This window comes from Xenorhabdus entomophaga (assembly GCF_037996725.1).
Lineage (GTDB): Bacteria > Pseudomonadota > Gammaproteobacteria > Enterobacterales > Enterobacteriaceae > Xenorhabdus > Xenorhabdus khoisanae.
This window is the reverse complement of sequence record NZ_JBBMXH010000066.1, coordinates 1-15,752: the sequence shown is the minus strand read 5'-3', so window position 1 is coordinate 15,752 and position 15,752 is coordinate 1. Positions and strand designations below refer to the sequence as shown.

16 protein-coding genes and 1 tRNA gene are annotated in these 15,752 nt (G+C 43.7%); 6 read left to right on the top strand and 11 right to left on the bottom strand.

Annotation, left to right across the window (positions count from 1 at the left end):
- Window positions 1-203: 203 nt before the first annotated feature.
- A complete protein-coding gene (gene pitA, locus AAC854_RS14185) occupies window positions 204-1,694 on the top strand; it encodes an inorganic phosphate transporter PitA (protein WP_047962021.1) in 1,491 nt (496 codons plus the stop codon).
- Between the two features lie 97 nt (window positions 1,695-1,791).
- Here pitA and uspB read toward each other — a convergent pair whose 3' ends face one another.
- Window positions 1,792-2,121 carry a universal stress protein UspB gene (uspB, locus tag AAC854_RS14180; RefSeq protein WP_273547808.1) on the bottom strand — a complete coding sequence of 110 codons (330 nt, stop codon included), beginning with the start codon at window positions 2,119-2,121 and terminating at the stop codon, window positions 1,792-1,794.
- A 282-nt stretch (window positions 2,122-2,403) separates the two neighbouring features.
- On the opposite strand from uspB, the gene uspA reads away from it, so the two are divergent.
- Window positions 2,404-2,835 (top strand): universal stress protein UspA, encoded by a 432-nt coding sequence (uspA, locus tag AAC854_RS14175; RefSeq protein ID WP_047962023.1) that lies wholly within the window; start codon window positions 2,404-2,406, stop codon window positions 2,833-2,835.
- A gap of 259 nt (window positions 2,836-3,094) precedes the next feature.
- Window positions 3,095-4,438: an NADP-specific glutamate dehydrogenase gene (gene gdhA / locus AAC854_RS14170; RefSeq protein ID WP_340617674.1), complete on the top strand. Its 1,344-nt coding sequence runs from the start codon at window positions 3,095-3,097 to the stop codon at window positions 4,436-4,438.
- Between the two features lie 84 nt (window positions 4,439-4,522).
- Here gdhA and rsmJ read toward each other — a convergent pair whose 3' ends face one another.
- Both rsmJ and prlC read right to left on the bottom strand, forming a co-directional pair.
- Complete coding sequence (gene rsmJ, locus AAC854_RS14165) at window positions 4,523-5,266, bottom strand: 16S rRNA (guanine(1516)-N(2))-methyltransferase RsmJ (RefSeq protein ID WP_340617673.1); 744 nt, start codon at window positions 5,264-5,266, stop codon at window positions 4,523-4,525.
- A gap of 7 nt (window positions 5,267-5,273) precedes the next feature.
- A complete protein-coding gene (gene prlC / locus AAC854_RS14160; protein WP_340617672.1) occupies window positions 5,274-7,316 on the bottom strand; it encodes an oligopeptidase A in 2,043 nt (680 codons plus the stop codon).
- Window positions 7,317-7,548: 232 nt separating this feature from the next.
- Between prlC and AAC854_RS14155 the strand changes: the two genes are divergently transcribed.
- A tRNA-Sec gene (locus tag AAC854_RS14155) sits at window positions 7,549-7,643 on the top strand.
- 195 nt (window positions 7,644-7,838) lie between these two features.
- Here AAC854_RS14155 and AAC854_RS14150 read toward each other — a convergent pair.
- Genes AAC854_RS14150 through AAC854_RS14140 form a run of 3 tightly spaced genes read right to left on the bottom strand, consistent with a single transcriptional unit; the run spans window position 7,839 to window position 8,608 of the window.
- On the bottom strand, window positions 7,839-8,165 hold the full coding sequence (locus AAC854_RS14150; RefSeq protein ID WP_340617671.1) for a type II toxin-antitoxin system RelE/ParE family toxin: 327 nt from the start codon (window positions 8,163-8,165) through the stop codon (window positions 7,839-7,841).
- Window positions 8,143-8,370 (bottom strand): TA system antitoxin ParD family protein, encoded by a 228-nt coding sequence (locus tag AAC854_RS14145; protein WP_340617670.1) that lies wholly within the window; start codon window positions 8,368-8,370, stop codon window positions 8,143-8,145. The genes AAC854_RS14150 and AAC854_RS14145 overlap by 23 nt, the downstream gene beginning before the upstream one ends.
- A gap of 40 nt (window positions 8,371-8,410) precedes the next feature.
- Window positions 8,411-8,608: a hypothetical protein gene (locus AAC854_RS14140; protein ID WP_340617669.1), complete on the bottom strand. Its 198-nt coding sequence runs from the start codon at window positions 8,606-8,608 to the stop codon at window positions 8,411-8,413.
- 235 nt (window positions 8,609-8,843) lie between these two features.
- On the opposite strand from AAC854_RS14140, the gene AAC854_RS14135 reads away from it, so the two are divergent.
- Complete coding sequence (locus AAC854_RS14135; RefSeq protein ID WP_340617668.1) at window positions 8,844-9,293, top strand: GNAT family N-acetyltransferase; 450 nt, start codon at window positions 8,844-8,846, stop codon at window positions 9,291-9,293.
- A gap of 59 nt (window positions 9,294-9,352) precedes the next feature.
- Here the strand turns inward: AAC854_RS14135 and AAC854_RS14130 are convergent, their stop codons facing one another.
- From AAC854_RS14130 to xyeA, 5 genes are read right to left on the bottom strand one after another with little or no spacing between them, the layout of a single operon-like run.
- The gene (locus tag AAC854_RS14130) at window positions 9,353-11,533 is read right to left on the bottom strand and encodes a peptidase domain-containing ABC transporter (protein WP_340617667.1); all 2,181 of its coding nucleotides are present in this window, start codon (window positions 11,531-11,533) and stop codon (window positions 9,353-9,355) included.
- The gene (locus AAC854_RS14125) at window positions 11,505-12,776 is read right to left on the bottom strand and encodes an HlyD family secretion protein (protein WP_340617666.1); all 1,272 of its coding nucleotides are present in this window, start codon (window positions 12,774-12,776) and stop codon (window positions 11,505-11,507) included. The genes AAC854_RS14130 and AAC854_RS14125 overlap by 29 nt, the downstream gene beginning before the upstream one ends.
- Entirely contained in the window at window positions 12,757-13,656 is a 900-nt protein-coding gene (locus AAC854_RS14120) for a hypothetical protein (protein WP_340617665.1), read from the bottom strand. The genes AAC854_RS14125 and AAC854_RS14120 overlap by 20 nt, the downstream gene beginning before the upstream one ends.
- 17 nt (window positions 13,657-13,673) lie before the next feature.
- Entirely contained in the window at window positions 13,674-14,852 is a 1,179-nt protein-coding gene (gene xyeB, locus AAC854_RS14115) for a cyclophane-forming radical SAM/SPASM peptide maturase XyeB (RefSeq protein WP_340617664.1), read from the bottom strand.
- A 60-nt stretch (window positions 14,853-14,912) separates the two neighbouring features.
- Entirely contained in the window at window positions 14,913-15,068 is a 156-nt protein-coding gene (gene xyeA, locus AAC854_RS14110) for a XyeA family cyclophane-containing RiPP triceptide (RefSeq protein ID WP_340617663.1), read from the bottom strand.
- Between the two features lie 199 nt (window positions 15,069-15,267).
- On the opposite strand from xyeA, the gene AAC854_RS14105 reads away from it, so the two are divergent.
- Window positions 15,268-15,666, top strand: coding sequence for a hypothetical protein (locus AAC854_RS14105; RefSeq protein ID WP_340617662.1), 399 nt, complete (start codon window positions 15,268-15,270; stop codon window positions 15,664-15,666).
- The last annotated feature ends 86 nt before the right edge of the window (window positions 15,667-15,752 follow it).

Sequence of the window (15,752 nt, the reverse complement as noted above, 5' to 3'; positions counted from 1 at the left end):
CTTTTGGCTGGCAAAAGTTATTTTTCATCAAAAAAATATCAAAATATTAAAATTAAATAACTATTTGATATAATTGATAAATGTGAGGAGTCTTATGTCATTTTATTGTCATTAAATCAAAAAAAGGTCATATTTCTCTTTTCCCGCTAACGTTTGTCACTGATAATGCGCGCGTTCATGTCCTACTAACTGGCTTAACGTATATGCTACATCTGTTTACTGGCCTGGAATTTTATACCGGCCTTATGTTAGTGCTTGCTCTGTTGTTTGTGCTTTTCTATGAAGCCATCAATGGGTTTCATGATACCGCAAACGCAGTAGCAACTGTTATTTATACCCGGGCGATGCGTTCGCAGCTTGCCGTTGTCATGGCAGGGGTTTTTAACTTTTTGGGTGTTCTCCTTGGTGGATTAAGTGTCGCTTATGCGATTGTGCATCTGCTGCCTACGGATCTTCTGCTAAATGTCAGCTCGGCTCACGGTTTGGCTATGGTTTTCTCCATGCTGCTGGCAGCGATTATCTGGAATTTAGGTACGTGGTACTTCGGTATTCCAGCATCCAGTTCCCATACGTTGATTGGTTCTATTATCGGCATCGGTTTGACCAATGCGATAGTGACCAGTTCTTCGGTAGTGGATGCGTTGAATATTCCGAAGATGATACAGATTTTCATGTCCTTGATCCTGTCTCCTCTGATTGGTCTGATCATTGCCGGAGCGATGGTGTTTTTGCTGCGCCGCTATTGGAGCGGTACGAAAAAACGTCGCCGTATCCATATGACGCCTGCCGAACGTGAAAAACAGGATGGTAAACGCAAACCGCCATTCTGGACACGTACTGCCCTGATTCTTTCTGCTGTTGGTGTGAGCTTCTCCCACGGAGCCAATGACGGCCAGAAAGGTATTGGTTTGATCATGCTGGTTCTGATTGGCGTTGCGCCTGCGGGCTTCGTCGTCAATATGAACTCAACCAGTTATGATATTGCCCGTACTCATGATGCTGTTGTCCATTTGCAGCAATATTATGGGCAGCATGGCTCGGCACTGGCTCATGCGATTGAGTTGACTCCGGCTATCGCTTCTGTGGAAGACCAATTGGATATGGAGTTCCATTGTGATAGCTCACGCGCTCTGGTGGTTTTGAACAAGACTGAAAACATGCTGGGGAATATCCAGAGTTTCAGCGAGTTGACGCCGGACCAACGTAACAACATGCGTCGTATGCTGATGTGTATCACTGATACCGCAAGTTCCGTGGCTAAGTTGCCGGAAACCAGTATTGAAGATGCCCGTTTCCTGAATAAGCTGCGCAAAGATCTGCTGAATACCGTGGAATATGCACCGTTGTGGATCATCGTTGCTGTGGCGCTCGCTCTGTCTTTGGGCACCATGGTAGGGTGGAAGCGTGTTGCTGTGACCATTGGTGAGAAGATTGGTAAAAAAGGCATGACTTATGCCCAAGGCGTTTCTGCTCAAGTTACAGCCGCAGTTTCCATTGGTGTTGCAAGTTATACGGGAATGCCGGTATCTACGACACAGGTACTTTCTTCTGCTGTAGCGGGGACAATGCTGGTTGATGGTGGTGGTGTCCAAAGCAAGACCATCAAAAATATCATGCTGGCGTGGGTTCTGACTCTGCCTATTTCAATTGGATTGTCAGGTATTCTGTATTGGATTGCCTTGAAACTGATCTAATGACATCTTAGAAAAAAGGGTTGGCTACTGTGTTTGTAAGCCAACCCTTTTTTATTTCTGACTTTATTTCTGTTCACGTTAGTTTCTCAAACCCAATTCAAACAACGATTATTATCAGGCATAGCACACCAGCCCCAAACAACACTTCCGTCAATATAAATTGCTTTCTCAGCCTTTCGCACAACAAGATGACATCGGGATCGTGATGGTTGATATAACTTTGCGAATTGATATAGCGCACGAGCCGAAACTGTTTGCTGAATTGACTATTGGTTGTAAAAAAACCATTCCCATCAACCGACTGATACAACATGGGATCTGACTCGCGCAAGATTGACAATAGTGCACGGAGCGAAGAAAAGTAGCGAACCATGTTAATAATGCAGATAAGGCAAACTGCCCAAAAGAGAGCAATAGTATTGAACATACTTCCTCCTACTTATAGCGGCAACAAATGCTGCCAGAAAGAAGAAATCAACCGAAAAGATTCTAATGTGAATAATAACTATATTAAATTTTAGAAGAAAATACAGTGTCCTGTGTATTGAAGAAATAATGAAACGGGGTGCTTTATTTAAGGAAGAAAGAAAAACAATAAGTTGTGATCAAAACAACACTCAAAAGGTACATTGAGCAGTTATAGTATAAACATCAAATCACAGCATTTAGTGCTGCCAATCCATTTAATCGACGTATGGAAGGAGCTCTTATGGCTTACAAACATATTCTTGTTGCGGTTGATCTATCACCAGAAAGTCAGATTTTGGTGGAGAAAGCTGTGTCAATGGCAAAACCGTACAATGCCAAAGTTTCCCTGATCCATGTTGATGTAAACTACTCCGATCTTTATACCGGCCTGATTGACGTTAATCTTGGCGATATGCAAGAACGTATCGCGGATGAAACCCGTAAATCCCTGAAAGAGTTGTCTGCCAGCGCAGGTTACCCTGTTCAGGAAACGTTGAGTGGCAGTGGTGATTTAGGGCAGGTCCTTGTTGATGCCATCAAGCAATACGATATGGATCTCGTTGTATGTGGTCATCATCAGGATTTTTGGAGCAAGTTGATGTCTTCAGCTCGTCAGCTTATTAACACCGTTCATGTTGATATGTTGATCGTGCCTTTGCGTGACGAAGAATAATCTTCGGTTGAAATTTTATTCTATAAAATCGCCTGCTTATGCAGGCGATTTTTTTGCCCTTAGAAAGGATAATGAAACTGCTTTAGAAATTGTCAAAGCTATTTTTAAAGAAATATATAAAAAATAGTTGTTGAAATGTAAGCATAAAACGGTGCTATATTCAGAAAGCAAACCGTAATTACCTCACATTTTCGACAAAAAAATAATATGGAAAATGGCTGGGGGTCATCACTTCTGAATGACAAAAAGGAAGCCCTAAATGAATGTTGCATCATCTTTAGTCACATTTCTCGATTCGGTTCAGTCCCGCAATCAGCATCAACCAGAATACCTACAGGCAGTACGAGAAGTGTTGACCTCTCTCTGGCCTTTTCTTCAACAAAACCCGCAATATTGTGAGCAAGGATTATTGGAACGTCTGGTAGAGCCGGAAAGAGTTATCCAATTCCGCGTCTGCTGGGTGGATGATCAAGGAAAAGTACAAGTTAACCGTGCATGGCGGGTTCAGTTTAGTTCTGCCATTGGGCCATTTAAAGGTGGAATGCGTTTCCATCCTTCTGTTGACCTTTCTATCCTGAAATTTTTGGGTTTTGAACAGACATTGAAGAATGCGCTGACAACGTTGCCAATGGGCGGCGGAAAAGGGGGGGCTGATTTTGATCCCAAAGGGAAAAGCCACGGTGAAATCATGCGATTCTGTCAGGCATTAATGACAGAACTTTATCGCCATTTGGGGCCGGATACCGATGTCCCCGCCGGAGATATCGGCGTAGGTAATCGTGAAGTTGGTTTTATGGCGGGCATGATGAAAAAATTATCCAACAATACGGCATGTGTTTTCACGGGCAAGGGCCTCTCATTTGGCGGAAGCCTGATCCGCCCTGAAGCCACGGGCTATGGTCTGGTTTATTTCACCCATGAGATGTTAAAACGTCACGGCATGGGATTGGAAGGAATGCGGGTATCCGTATCCGGCGCAGGAAACGTTGCACAATATACCATCGAAAAATGTATGGAACTGGGTGCAAAAGTGGTTACGGCTTCGGATTCAGGCGGCACGGTATTGGATGAAGAGGGTTTTACACCGGAAAAACTCGCCCATCTTGAAGAGATCAAAAATCAGCGTTACGGCCGTATAGAAGAGTATGCCAAAGAGCGCGGATTAACTTTCCTCAAAGGTCAGGATCCGTGGTCAGTTCCCGTGGATATTGCGTTGCCTTGTGCGACTCAGAATGAATTGGATTCAGACGCGGCAAAAGTACTGATTAAAAATGGGGTAAAAGCAGTCGCGGAAGGGGCAAATATGCCGGCAACCATCGCTGCTACGGATGCTTTCCTTGAAGCGGGAGTTTTGTTTGCGCCGGGCAAAGCCGCCAATGCGGGTGGCGTAGCGACTTCCGGCCTTGAGATGGCTCAGAACGCGGCACGCCTGAGTTGGAAAGCGGAAAAAGTAGATATTCGCTTACATCACATCATGCTCGATATCCATCACGCTTGTGTAGAATATGGGGGAGAAGGCAAGCAGACTAACTATGTACAAGGCGCGAATATTGCGGGTTTTGTTAAGGTTGCAGATGCCATGTTAGCGCAGGGGATCGTGTAGTTGCTTAGTTTGGCATGTGATCGATAGCCAATTTACGGATAATCCCCATAAAATGGGGATTATTTTTTGGCGTTGATATCTTGATTAACAAGGATAAATATCAAAACGGTGATTTTTTGTGGTAATCGCGGCAGAGGCTTTAACGCCTGCCAGCGGTTCGGCATAATCCGGCCGTTTCACGACAACCCGACGCTTTGCCAGTGTCCGTGAAGGTTCCAGCAAACCATCAGCATCCTCGTCCGCCCCGACCAGAGACTGGAAAACGCGCATCTCTTTTTTGACCAGAGCGCTTTTTTGTTTATGCGGATACATCGGGTCCAGATAAACCACATCGGGTGGAGGGGTAATATCCGTCAATGCCGTAATGCTTGAAGCATGGATCAGCGTCATACGCTCTTTCAGCCAGCCCCCGATATCTTCATCCTGATAGCCGCGCTGTAGACCATCATCCAGCAATGCTGCTACCACCGGGTGGCGCTCCAGCATTCTGACGTGACAACCGATGGAAGCCAGCACAAAGGCATCGCGGCCTAAACCTGCGGTCGCATCCACAACCGAAGGTAAATAATCTTTCTTGATGCCGACGGCCTTAGCGACTGCTTCGCCACGACCGCCCCCAAAACGGCGACGGTGAGCCATCGTTCCGGCAACAAAATCAACATAAATTCCGCCCAGTTTAGGCTCATCGCGCTTGCGCAGCTCCAGCCGTTCGGGAGTCAGTACCAGAGCCATGACTGAACCTTCATCATGAACCAGATTCCAGCGTTCAGCCAATAGCGATAAGGCGCTGTGATCAGCGCCTTCTTCACAAATCAAACAAATCTTCACAAGTTTCTTATCCAGCGATGCCGTAGCTCTTCAGCATAGCATCCAGTTTTGGTTCGCGACCACGGAAACGTACAAACAGCGTCATTGGGTCTTCTGAACCACCACGGGCCAGAATATTATCGAGGAATGACTGACCGGTTGTGCGATTGAAAATTCCCTCTTCAGAGAAGCGGGAATACGCATCCGCCGCCAGAACATCCGCCCACAGATAGCTGTAATAACCAGCGCCATAACCGCCATTAAAGATGTGGCTGAAAGAGTTCGGGAAGCGTCCCCAATCTGGTGATGGGACAACAGACACCTGTTTTTTCACCGATTTCAGTGTTTCCAGAATTTGTGCCCCTTTAGCTGGATCATATTCCACATGCAGGCGGAAATCGAACAGACCAAACTCAAGCTGACGCAGAATCTTCATCGCGGCCTGATAGTTTTTGGCTGCCAGCATATTATCCAGCATCTCTTTCGGCAGTGGTTCCTTAGTTTCATAGTGACCGGAAATAAACGCCAGCGCCTCTGGTTCCCAACACCAGTTTTCCATAAACTGGCTCGGACACTCTACCGCATCCCAAGGCACACCGTTGATACCTGCCACATCCAGCGCTTCAATTTGGGTCAGCATGTGATGCAGGCCGTGCCCAAACTCATGGAACAGCGTTGTGACTTCACTGTGCGTGAACAGGGCAGGTTGATCCCCGACAGGCTTGCTGAAGTTACACGTCAGATAAGTCACAGGATCCTGCAGCGCACCAGAAGCATGACGCATTCTGCCGACATAACTGTTCATCCATGCGCCGCCACGTTTATTCTCGCGAGCGTAGAGATCCAGATAGAAACTGCCGCGCAATACTTGCTTATCATCATACAACTCAAAGAAGCGGACATCGGGATGCCATGTATCCACATCGTGGCGTTCTTTGGCAGTGATGCCATAAATGCGGCGAACGACTTCAAACAGCCCTTCCAGCACACGTTGTTCAGGGAAGTAAGGACGTAATTGCTCATCATCAATCGAGAAGTCATGTTGTTTTTGCTTCTCGCTATAATAGGCCAGATCCCACGCTTCCAGCTCATCAACCCAGTAGTGAGATTCAGCGAAATCCTCTAGCGTTTCCAACTCTTCCTCACCTTGCTTGTGGGCGCGTTTGGTCAGGTCGTTCAGGAAATCGAGCACTTGCTGAGGTGTTTTAGCCATTTTAGTGGCAAGAGAGTTTTCAGCATAGTTCTTGAAACCCAGCAATTGGGCGAGTTCATGGCGCAATGCAAGGATCTCGGCCATGACTTCATTATTATCCCACTTCCCGGCATCTGGCCCTTGATCGGAAGCACGGGTTGTATAGGCGTGATACATCTCCTCGCGCAGTTCACTATCATCAACATAGGTCATGACAGGCAGATAACTTGGCATATTCAGCGTCAGCAGCCATCCTTCCTGCCCTTTGGCTTCGGCAGCGGCTTTAGCGGCGGCTTTGGCACTTTCAGGCATACCCTCCAGATCGCACTCATCGGTAATCAGCTTAGTCCATCCCATTGTGGCATCCAGCACATTATTACCGAACTTCGCGCCAAGCTCAGATAAACGGGCAGTAATTTCACCGTAACGTTTTTGCTTCTCTTCTGGCAGGCCAATACCGGTCAACTCAAAATCACGCAGGGCATCTTCAACGACCTTGCTCTGTGGCTGGGGAAGATTTTTGAAAGCTTCACTTGCTTTCAGAGACTTATATGCTTGATACAGACCCTTGTGTTGCCCCAGCCAAGTATCGAATTCAGAAAGCAGAGTCAGGCTTTGCTCATAGACTTCACGCAGCTCCGGACTGTTCTTGACGGCATTTAAATGACCGACAGGCGACCATACACGGGCAAGTTTATCTTTCTCTTCAGAAATTGGCTGGCACAGATTATCCCAAGTAAAAGCGGAATTTTCTGACAAAATCTTCTCAATTACTTGACGGTAGTTGGCTAACGTCTCTTTCACAGCAGGCACGACATGTTTTGGTTCAATTGCAGAGAACTTAGGCAATGCAGAAGGTGTCAGTAACGGATTAGTCATAATGAGCGCCTTATATGTGTAGTTAGAGTTAGGGTATACGCTGAAACCAGCCTTATATCCCAATGGGTCGTTGACGATAGATGGGGATAAGATACCGTGAGTTCAATGCTAATGCCGCACTTTTATGCGAGTAATCCGGCTCTTTTTATATCAGAGATCTGTGAAGTGATGGAGACATTTAGATATTTAGATAGACGCGCTATAATCCCTGCTCTTCATCAGATTATTTAATGGAAGATCATCGTCCCCGGTGGGGCGGCTGGACTTCAAATCCAGATGGGGCCGCCAGCGGCTCTTGGCAGGTTCAACTCCTGTGATCTTCCGCCAATTAAGCTTCACATAACTCCACCCAGTTCAATAAATCCCTTATACTACCTGCAATTGCAATTTGTTATGCTTTCCTCAAGGTCAACCTGATGTGGTCAACAGAAATGTCCAAATTGTTTGGGGGCTGGTGAGATTTTTGAAGAATAGGTTGGGACCGTGGCCCCACCTGTCATTTTTCTTTAAGAGGCTTGAAAATCATTTAATAAGCCGAAGATCTGTTTTTCTGTGTCGTTTTTGTTCTTGGTAGAAATTTTCATGGGTACCTATATCAAGTAGATATAGTTCCAACTTATTTTCTTTCCAATGATATCCAATCAGCATTAATTGATTATTTAATGAAAATTTATGAACCATCAGAAAGTCGAGATCCCCTTTTTTCTTTTCACCTATCCTGGGATTATCAATAATTTTCTCAATTTCATTTTCTACCAGATATAACGTTTGTTCTGGCAATTTACCTAATGCCTTAGAAAACCGTCTGGTTTCATAAACTTCGATATCATTTTTTTGTTCTTCTGACATATTTACTTATTCTCCCATGTTCTACTTCTTTTTGAGCTAGTAAAATTTCATGGATGAATGAATAAGTTAGATCAGGATTATCTTCTGCGATTCGACCAATTTTAGCCCAATGCTCTATCTGTTTTGGAACGCTTCTGTTCGATGCCTCTGCATGAATTTTTACATCATTTACAAACTCATTATCCAACCTAATGCTAATGGCCATATTGCCTCCCTCGTATCTGCTGGAATATTAGCAAATTGCATTAAATACTATGCGACAATTTGTCGCAAATTGCAATCATGTGAAAAGGTGTTTTATGATTCATTTCATTATCACCTTTAGGACGAGGAAGATTCAAATCATCCGGCAAAAAAAGCTTAAAAACAGCACCATCCAACTCACTTTTACCACAGCTAAAGCTAACCTTTCCCCCGTGTGCTTTGATAATCACCTGCCCCAACCCTGTTCCTCCACTCTTGCGGGAGCGGGAATCTTCGGTTCGGATGAATATCTCAAAAAGAGATTTTCCTTACGCAATGAGAGATGTCCACTCGCGTAAACTGCTAAACGTGGCAAATGAGCTTGAGTTTGTTGAAAGGTAAATACTTTTTTAAAATTTAACGGCAATATCACTTTTTTGTTTTGATACTTGTTATATTCATCATATTGATGAACGGGCGTTGAGGAACAAAAACATGGCTCAACATTTCCATTGGCAAAAAGAAAACTATCAAGTCTCAACAGATAAATCGCTATTAGATATCACCGCTATTCACCAATTTCTTACACGTTCCCGTTGGGCAGAAAGTATTGATCTTGAAACAGTACGGACAGCGATTGAAAACAGCCTGACATTTGGGTTGTACAAAGACAAAACCCAAATAGGGTTTGCGAGGTTGGTGACGGATTTTGCTACTTTCGGCTATTTGTGTGATGTGTATGTCTTAGAGGAGTATCAGAAACAACAACTAGGACGTTGGTTGATGACATGCTGCCAATCTCATCCTTTGATACAACGGTTAAGAAGAATTATGCTTGTAACTTCAACCGCGCCTTGGTTATATGAAAAATTTGGTTACTCTCCCGTTAACCGTGAAAATGGTGTTTGGCAGATAGTTCGTCCGGATATTTATAAGAAAGAGTAATTCCAATTATTGGTTTGTAGAAATATTACACTAGGAATTGATAGCTACATATATAGGGGCTAATGAGTCTTTATATTGTGAGTCCTGATATTGGCAATTTCAAACCCCATAAAGGCTTTGTCCCTCAGGTTATAAACTCGATCTGCGACGGCAATCGTTTCTGTCCGATGGGCCACAAAAACACGGGTAATGGACATCTGCTTCACCGCTTCGTTTATCTTCCGTTCGTTAAAAATATCGAGGTTGCTGGTAGCTTCATCGAGAAAGAGGATTCGTGGACGTTTATAAAGCGCTCTTGCAAGAGATACGCGTTGCTTTTGTCCCCCCGAAAGAATACTGCCCATATCACCTATCATCGTTTCGTATTGCATCGGCATGGTCATAATCTCATCGTGTATTGCGGCCGCTTTAGTGCACTCGTGCATCCATTCAATATTGGGCTGAGGGTCAAAAGAGGAAATGTTATCTATCAGGGAAGCCGCAAAAAGCTTATCATCCTGCATCACAAATGCTGTGTGTCGGCGATATTCATCAATACCGAGCTGTCGCACACTGATACCATCTACTAGAACATCTCCAGATTGAGGAGTATCCAAACCAGCCATGACTCTGAGAAGAGTTGATTTACCGCAACCCGATGGCCCCACGATCGCTATGCTCTCGCCTGCATTAATCTCCATGTCGATATCTTCGAAAATTAACGGCTCAGCTTCTCCGTAACGATATGCGAGGCCGTTTAGCGTTATCCGGCCGACTACATCATCGAGGGATATTAGGTTTTCCGGATACCAAGCACTTTCTGTTTCGGCCGTTGCAATATCTGTGAGACGATCCGTGTGTATGGATATAAGGCGAAAGTCAAAAAGCGAATTTATCACCGTAACAGAACGCCTAAGGAACATATCCGCATAGAGCATAAAGGCAAACAGGATTCCTGCTGTTATTGCGCCTTGTTCCATGAGGTTACCGCCGAAGAATAAAATCGCCGCCGATGAGAGACCTGTCAGGAGTCCGGAAAGAGTTTGGTTTATGAGATCTATTTTGAACAAATGAGCTCGTGCGTTGGCGGTATCGATCACTTTGTTAAGCCATGCGATACGCCGACATTCTGTCAGAGCAAATACCTTAACGCATGCCACGTTTCGTACTGTCTCAAGGAAATGAGATGATTGCTGCGCCTCGTGAGTTATCGCCTCGACTCTTGCTCCCTTGTATGTGTCATAGAGGGTGAGTTTTACCCCGAGGTAAATAGAAGCAATGAGCAATGAAATAATGGCTAAGAGCGGGCTATAGCAGAACATCAGCACAATCAGCGTAAGCAGGATAAGCATGTCAAGTAAAGAAGTCAGCATCTCTGCAGTAAAGGCTTCCTTGATCTCGTTGAGCGACGTCAGCCGGGAGACGATATCTCCCACGTGACGCTTTTCAAAGAACGTTAACGGTAGACTAAGCAATCGGTTAAAAAAACCTATGCTCCACTGTATTCCAAGTGAGTAACGTATCGCCATCAGCGTCCAGGCTCGAACGATACTGAGTGCTGAGCGTAGAATAAGCAAAAAAATAACGCCAACAACAATCAAATTTAACATCTCAATGTCACTGGACCGTAACGCGACGTCAATAATGAATTGAGATCCAAGGGGAATAGAAAGAGCGAAGCCCTCAATAAGGAGAGACAACAGAATGATCTTAAACAGCGTGCTTCCAAGTCCGGCTATCCCCCGGAACATATCCGTGATTGTGATGCTTTCGCTCACCTTTTCCTTTTTAAAATCAGTCTGTGGCCACACTTCTAGGATAATGCCCGTGAATTTATTTGAGAGCTCTTTAAGAGAGAGTTTTCTTTTCCCTAAGGCTGGATCATGGATAATCGCTTCTTTCTTCGATATTTTTCTTAACACCACGAAATGATTAAAGGACCAGTGCAAGATACACGGAAGCCTGATTTCACTGAGTTCCTCAAGCTCAAGACGCACAGCTCTGGCATTCATGTTGATTCTCCCCGCTGCCGTCATAAGTTGCCTCAATGACATACCATTGTTAGACACATCGAAAACTTTCCTCATACCGTAGACATCAGTTTCGCGGCCGTGCCAAGCAGAAATCATGGCCAGACAGGCTAATCCGCATTCTGTTACTTCTGTTTGCATGATTACAGGGAGTTTTTTGGTGAAAGATTCGAAAAAGCCACTGATTTTATGCTGCATATTCTTATTCCATATTGTCGTTCGCTCGTTCATAAATCCCCTTAACGGGCATAAAGAGCCACTCGTAAATCTTTCTGGTTCTCACATATATCTCTGTTTCCACTTTCATGCCTGGCAGAAGAACCATGTTTCTTTGCTGCTCTGTCATCACGGGTCGTACAACTATCCGAAAAAGTTCCTTACTTTTACCTTCGCCGTTTGCCTGAGTAGAGGGGGATATGTTGATCGGTGCCTCTGATATTGTTTCTATGACACCTGACATCTTTCCATGCCATTGATATGGGTATGCAGCGACTCTTATCTTTACTCGTTGTCTATCTGCTACATCACCGAGAGAATCAGACGGGGAAAGTAGCTCAATTTTTGGAACTGCGTTTTGAGGTACGAGTACGGCTGTTTGTTGCCCAGCTTTTACCCTTTCGCCTTTATGAACTGTCACGCTGGTTATCATTCCATCAAATGGAGCGACGATTAAATATTCCCTCTGTCTTTCTGCATCCAGAATTTTTTGCTCTATGCTGGCAATTTCAATTGTGATTGATTCCCTCGTGGAGTCTAATTCCCTGTCGATAGTCGATATCTTTTTTTTCAGGTCTAACAACTCCCCTTGCAGGGTGATTATATTTAGCTTTGCAGATGAGAGATTCACGGTTGCTGAGTAATAATCTTTCTTCCTGTCTATAAATTCAGAGTCAAGCGCAATACCTTTTTTCCTCAAGTTTTCATACAAGCTGGATTTTTTTTCGAACCATTTTTTCTGTTCTTCAGAGTCTTTTAAAAGGTTATGTAGGCTCTCTATTTCTCGTTCTTTATTTTTTATTTTTTCAGTAAGATAAGCCTTATTTTTTTCAGCTTCACTGGCGATAACATTAAGCCTCTTCAAAAGTTCGTATCGTTGCTTCTTCAAAAGCTCCGCTATTTCAAAGTTGGTAGCGCCAAGATGAGTTTGAGTTTCACCACTCACAGAAAAAATGACTTCTCCTCGCTTAATTATTTTTTTTTCTAATGCCGCTGATTGAATAATTGCACCATCGCTTTGTGCAATTAACGATACTGCCGGAGGGTCATAAATCACGGAACCAGTGACATTGACTCTCTCGCTGTAAGAACCAAATGCGATTATCGATACAATGAAAGCAAAAGTTATAATGCCTGTCAGAAGGCAGATGGAAACACTTGATGGGATGTTCAGACTAGAGGTACCGAGCCATCGTTCTCGTTTGTGTTGCAGAGCCTCGGTGCGATAGATTGAATTTTCATCCTTTTCTGTGTTCATCGGAAACAAAAACCTTCTTATTTCTAAAATCAATAATTATTTTTCTGTTTTTGAGGAAGTTATTTCCTATAAGGCCATCAACTTCCCCCATATGTTGAAAATGTCCATCAACAATCACAGCCCCAAAATGCACTGGTTCTCCGGTTATTGATTTAACTGTGAGCATTGTGGCTTCGCATTCTTTATTATCCATTTCGGGATGAACAACAAGACAGCTTGCAGGTGTGTAGGACTTAAGCCTCTCACGCCATATCATAGATACTGTGGCACCTGTATCCAGAATCATGCGATATTTATGGCCTGACTGTTCGACATCAAAGATCATTCCATCAGGAGAGATATGGAAAGGGAAGGCTTTAAAATTTTTTGGAACCTTAGTTTTATCGTTAGGATTATCAGTTATAGTTAACAAATTAGAGGAATAATCTAGCATTATCCGTTTATCTTTAAACGCGCCGAGACCCGCAACGGGAACATCCGGCAATTTTCCTTTATCAGAAATCACGAATCCCCACTGTTTAAATGGAGTCACGGTTACGTTTTCTAATTTAATATGATTTATGTCCAGAGAGTCAGCCAGATACGTTATATTTTCCTGATTTTTCCCGGTCAAATCAGTACTGTGATAAGTACTTTCTTTTTTGAGTCCTTTTATTTTATTTATCTGAGATCCGTAAAGGTGAAATCCAATAACAGAGCCCGTGTCAACCATCGCATATATCGGCTGACCATCAATTATGAACGTTGTATGAGGAACAGAATATTTGTCAAAACTCAGCTTTAGTGTTACAGAATTTTCCATGTTAGCAACGGAAGATTCAGAAAGGATGGCGAGAGAAAAAAATGAAATTCTTATTAACCAATAACTGAATTTTTCCATTGTTGGACCTCACTATACTATTTCTGGATGTTTTTCATTAATATCTCTTCGCTAACACCAGCTGCAATCAGATGCGATGCTGCGCGACTGAGAAAAAGTCGCATTGATGGGCAAAACACCGTTTTATTATGGAATCGTTTAGCTCGTGAAAAGCGATTTACCAGACGACCACCATGACAGACTTTATTCCACACACAATCACCACAACCATCAGGTAACTCACTACTCAGAGAAAGAAACTCTTTGACATTAGGCGATTCGAGCACGCTTGCGAGCGTCAACTCGCTGACATGGCCAATGGCATTGAATATTTTATCAGAGGTTGAACGCAAGGTGTCATCAATGCGAAGTAGGCCATCGGAGGTTACTGTGAAAGCATAAGCAGATTCAACATTAGAGCTCATGCCAAGAACACGGCTAAACTGATTATTGAGCATCGTACCGAGGTACGTGTTAAAGATTCTAACAAAAATCTTTGGCTGGCCGTCAGCAAACCAGGCATCAAGTGCCTCATTAAGGAATCGACCAACGCCCACAGAATCAACGCCATCAGTGTGCTGATCATCGGGTATGAGGAAGTCGAAGCGCTGACATTTTAGAACCTCTACGAAGTGGCGATAAATTTCTTCTCCATTCGCTTTAGCGTTGGCTACGGAGAGAATTCCTGGCTCTCCTGGCAGGCGTCCTTGTGCCCACGCATTCTGGAGCATACGCAGTCCGTTAACTGTTCCCTCGTAAGTGCTTTTTCCTTTTCGATCCAGCCGGTGTCGATCATTGATGTGTTTCGGGCCGTCTATCGATACGCTTGCATGCACTTGGTGTTTTTCAAAAAGCGCGATCCATTCATCATCAATCAAAATGCCATTAGTCTGTAATGCCAGCACTAGCCGAGAATTGCCATAGTCACCGCTGCGAAGAATTTCACACATTCGATCGAAGCGTTCTTTTTTCATCATCAGTGGCTCGCCACCGTGAAAATCTACCTGAATAACCTCAAGCTCGTTTTCTACTGCGGAGCGTTCGAAGAATCCTCTCAGCGCAGCCACGTTATCAAGAGACATGACCGGATCACTATCAGCGGCCAGCGTGTTTCCCATGTTGAACACATAGCAGTAAGTACAATTGATATTGCATCGCTCACTGATTTTAAGGATTACCTCAAGATGCTTAACCTTTTCGCCTTTTACTATCGCCATTGTTACTCTCTCCATGAAGAAGAATGGAGGGAGAAAAGCCTCCCCCCTGCTATATGTTCATTAAAGAGACTTGCTCCAGTTTGCAAAGGCATTCACCCAACCGCCCGAAACTGTATCCAGCAGGCCGTCAACGAGCTCTTTGCGTTGTGCTTTCTTTTTGTCTGAATTTGTTATTTGGGCTTTGTTTTCTGTTATTTCACGTTGTAATTTGCTCATGATATCTCCTTGTTTTTTGAAATTAGAAATCGACGCAGGAATTAGCGACGATTTTTAAAGCTCGCACTCAAGTATACATGCAAATAATTAACAGAATTTAAACAAAAAATTAACAATAAAATAACATAAAAATAACAACAAGATGGTGCAATAATGTGAGTTTGGTGGTGAGCTGAGGTATGATTGAATTTGATGTTTTTTGTCCGTAAATGGCACTAATAGAAGCTTTAGCCAGTATACTGATGATAAGGCTAAAATTGCGTTGAACCGCTTATTGGAAGACCAGATAAATCCTGATGAATATCGTGCTGTGATGAAGCGGCTAGGTTGCTTTTTGGGGCATGTTTTGTCTCCATTTATTCCTAAAACGGATAAGTGCCTTGTAGTTTCTACTGCCGAAGATGCCGATTATCTTTCACGAGGAGTATTAGACTCTTTGAAAGAAGATCATGAGGCTAAAACAGCTGTCTTTTGGAATAACCATTATTTATTGAAAGATGGTGTAAGTGTTGCCCCTATAGTGCATAAATTCTTAGAGCCAGGGTATGACAAATCTAATCAATTAATTATTGTTCATATACAGGATCTTAAGCAGTAACCGTATATTTTAGATAGAAAAAAGGCTTCATTTATGATCTGATAATCGTCGCCAAACTAATATCAAAATCAAGGATGAAGCCTGTG

Coding starts and splice junctions, on each gene's coding strand:
- pitA (WP_047962021.1), top strand. CDS start 204: ATGCTACATCTGTTTACTGGCCTGGAATTTTATACCGGCCTTATGTTA.
- uspB (WP_273547808.1), bottom strand. CDS start 2,121: ATGTTCAATACTATTGCTCTCTTTTGGGCAGTTTGCCTTATCTGCATT.
- uspA (WP_047962023.1), top strand. CDS start 2,404: ATGGCTTACAAACATATTCTTGTTGCGGTTGATCTATCACCAGAAAGT.
- gdhA (WP_340617674.1), top strand. CDS start 3,095: ATGAATGTTGCATCATCTTTAGTCACATTTCTCGATTCGGTTCAGTCC.
- prlC (WP_340617672.1), bottom strand. CDS start 7,316: ATGACTAATCCGTTACTGACACCTTCTGCATTGCCTAAGTTCTCTGCA.
- AAC854_RS14150 (WP_340617671.1), bottom strand. CDS start 8,165: ATGTCAGAAGAACAAAAAAATGATATCGAAGTTTATGAAACCAGACGG.
- AAC854_RS14145 (WP_340617670.1), bottom strand. CDS start 8,370: ATGGCCATTAGCATTAGGTTGGATAATGAGTTTGTAAATGATGTAAAA.
- AAC854_RS14135 (WP_340617668.1), top strand. CDS start 8,844: ATGGCTCAACATTTCCATTGGCAAAAAGAAAACTATCAAGTCTCAACA.
- AAC854_RS14130 (WP_340617667.1), bottom strand. CDS start 11,533: ATGAACGAGCGAACGACAATATGGAATAAGAATATGCAGCATAAAATC.
- AAC854_RS14125 (WP_340617666.1), bottom strand. CDS start 12,776: ATGAACACAGAAAAGGATGAAAATTCAATCTATCGCACCGAGGCTCTG.
- AAC854_RS14120 (WP_340617665.1), bottom strand. CDS start 13,656: ATGGAAAAATTCAGTTATTGGTTAATAAGAATTTCATTTTTTTCTCTC.
- xyeB (WP_340617664.1), bottom strand. CDS start 14,852: ATGGCGATAGTAAAAGGCGAAAAGGTTAAGCATCTTGAGGTAATCCTT.
- xyeA (WP_340617663.1), bottom strand. CDS start 15,068: ATGAGCAAATTACAACGTGAAATAACAGAAAACAAAGCCCAAATAACA.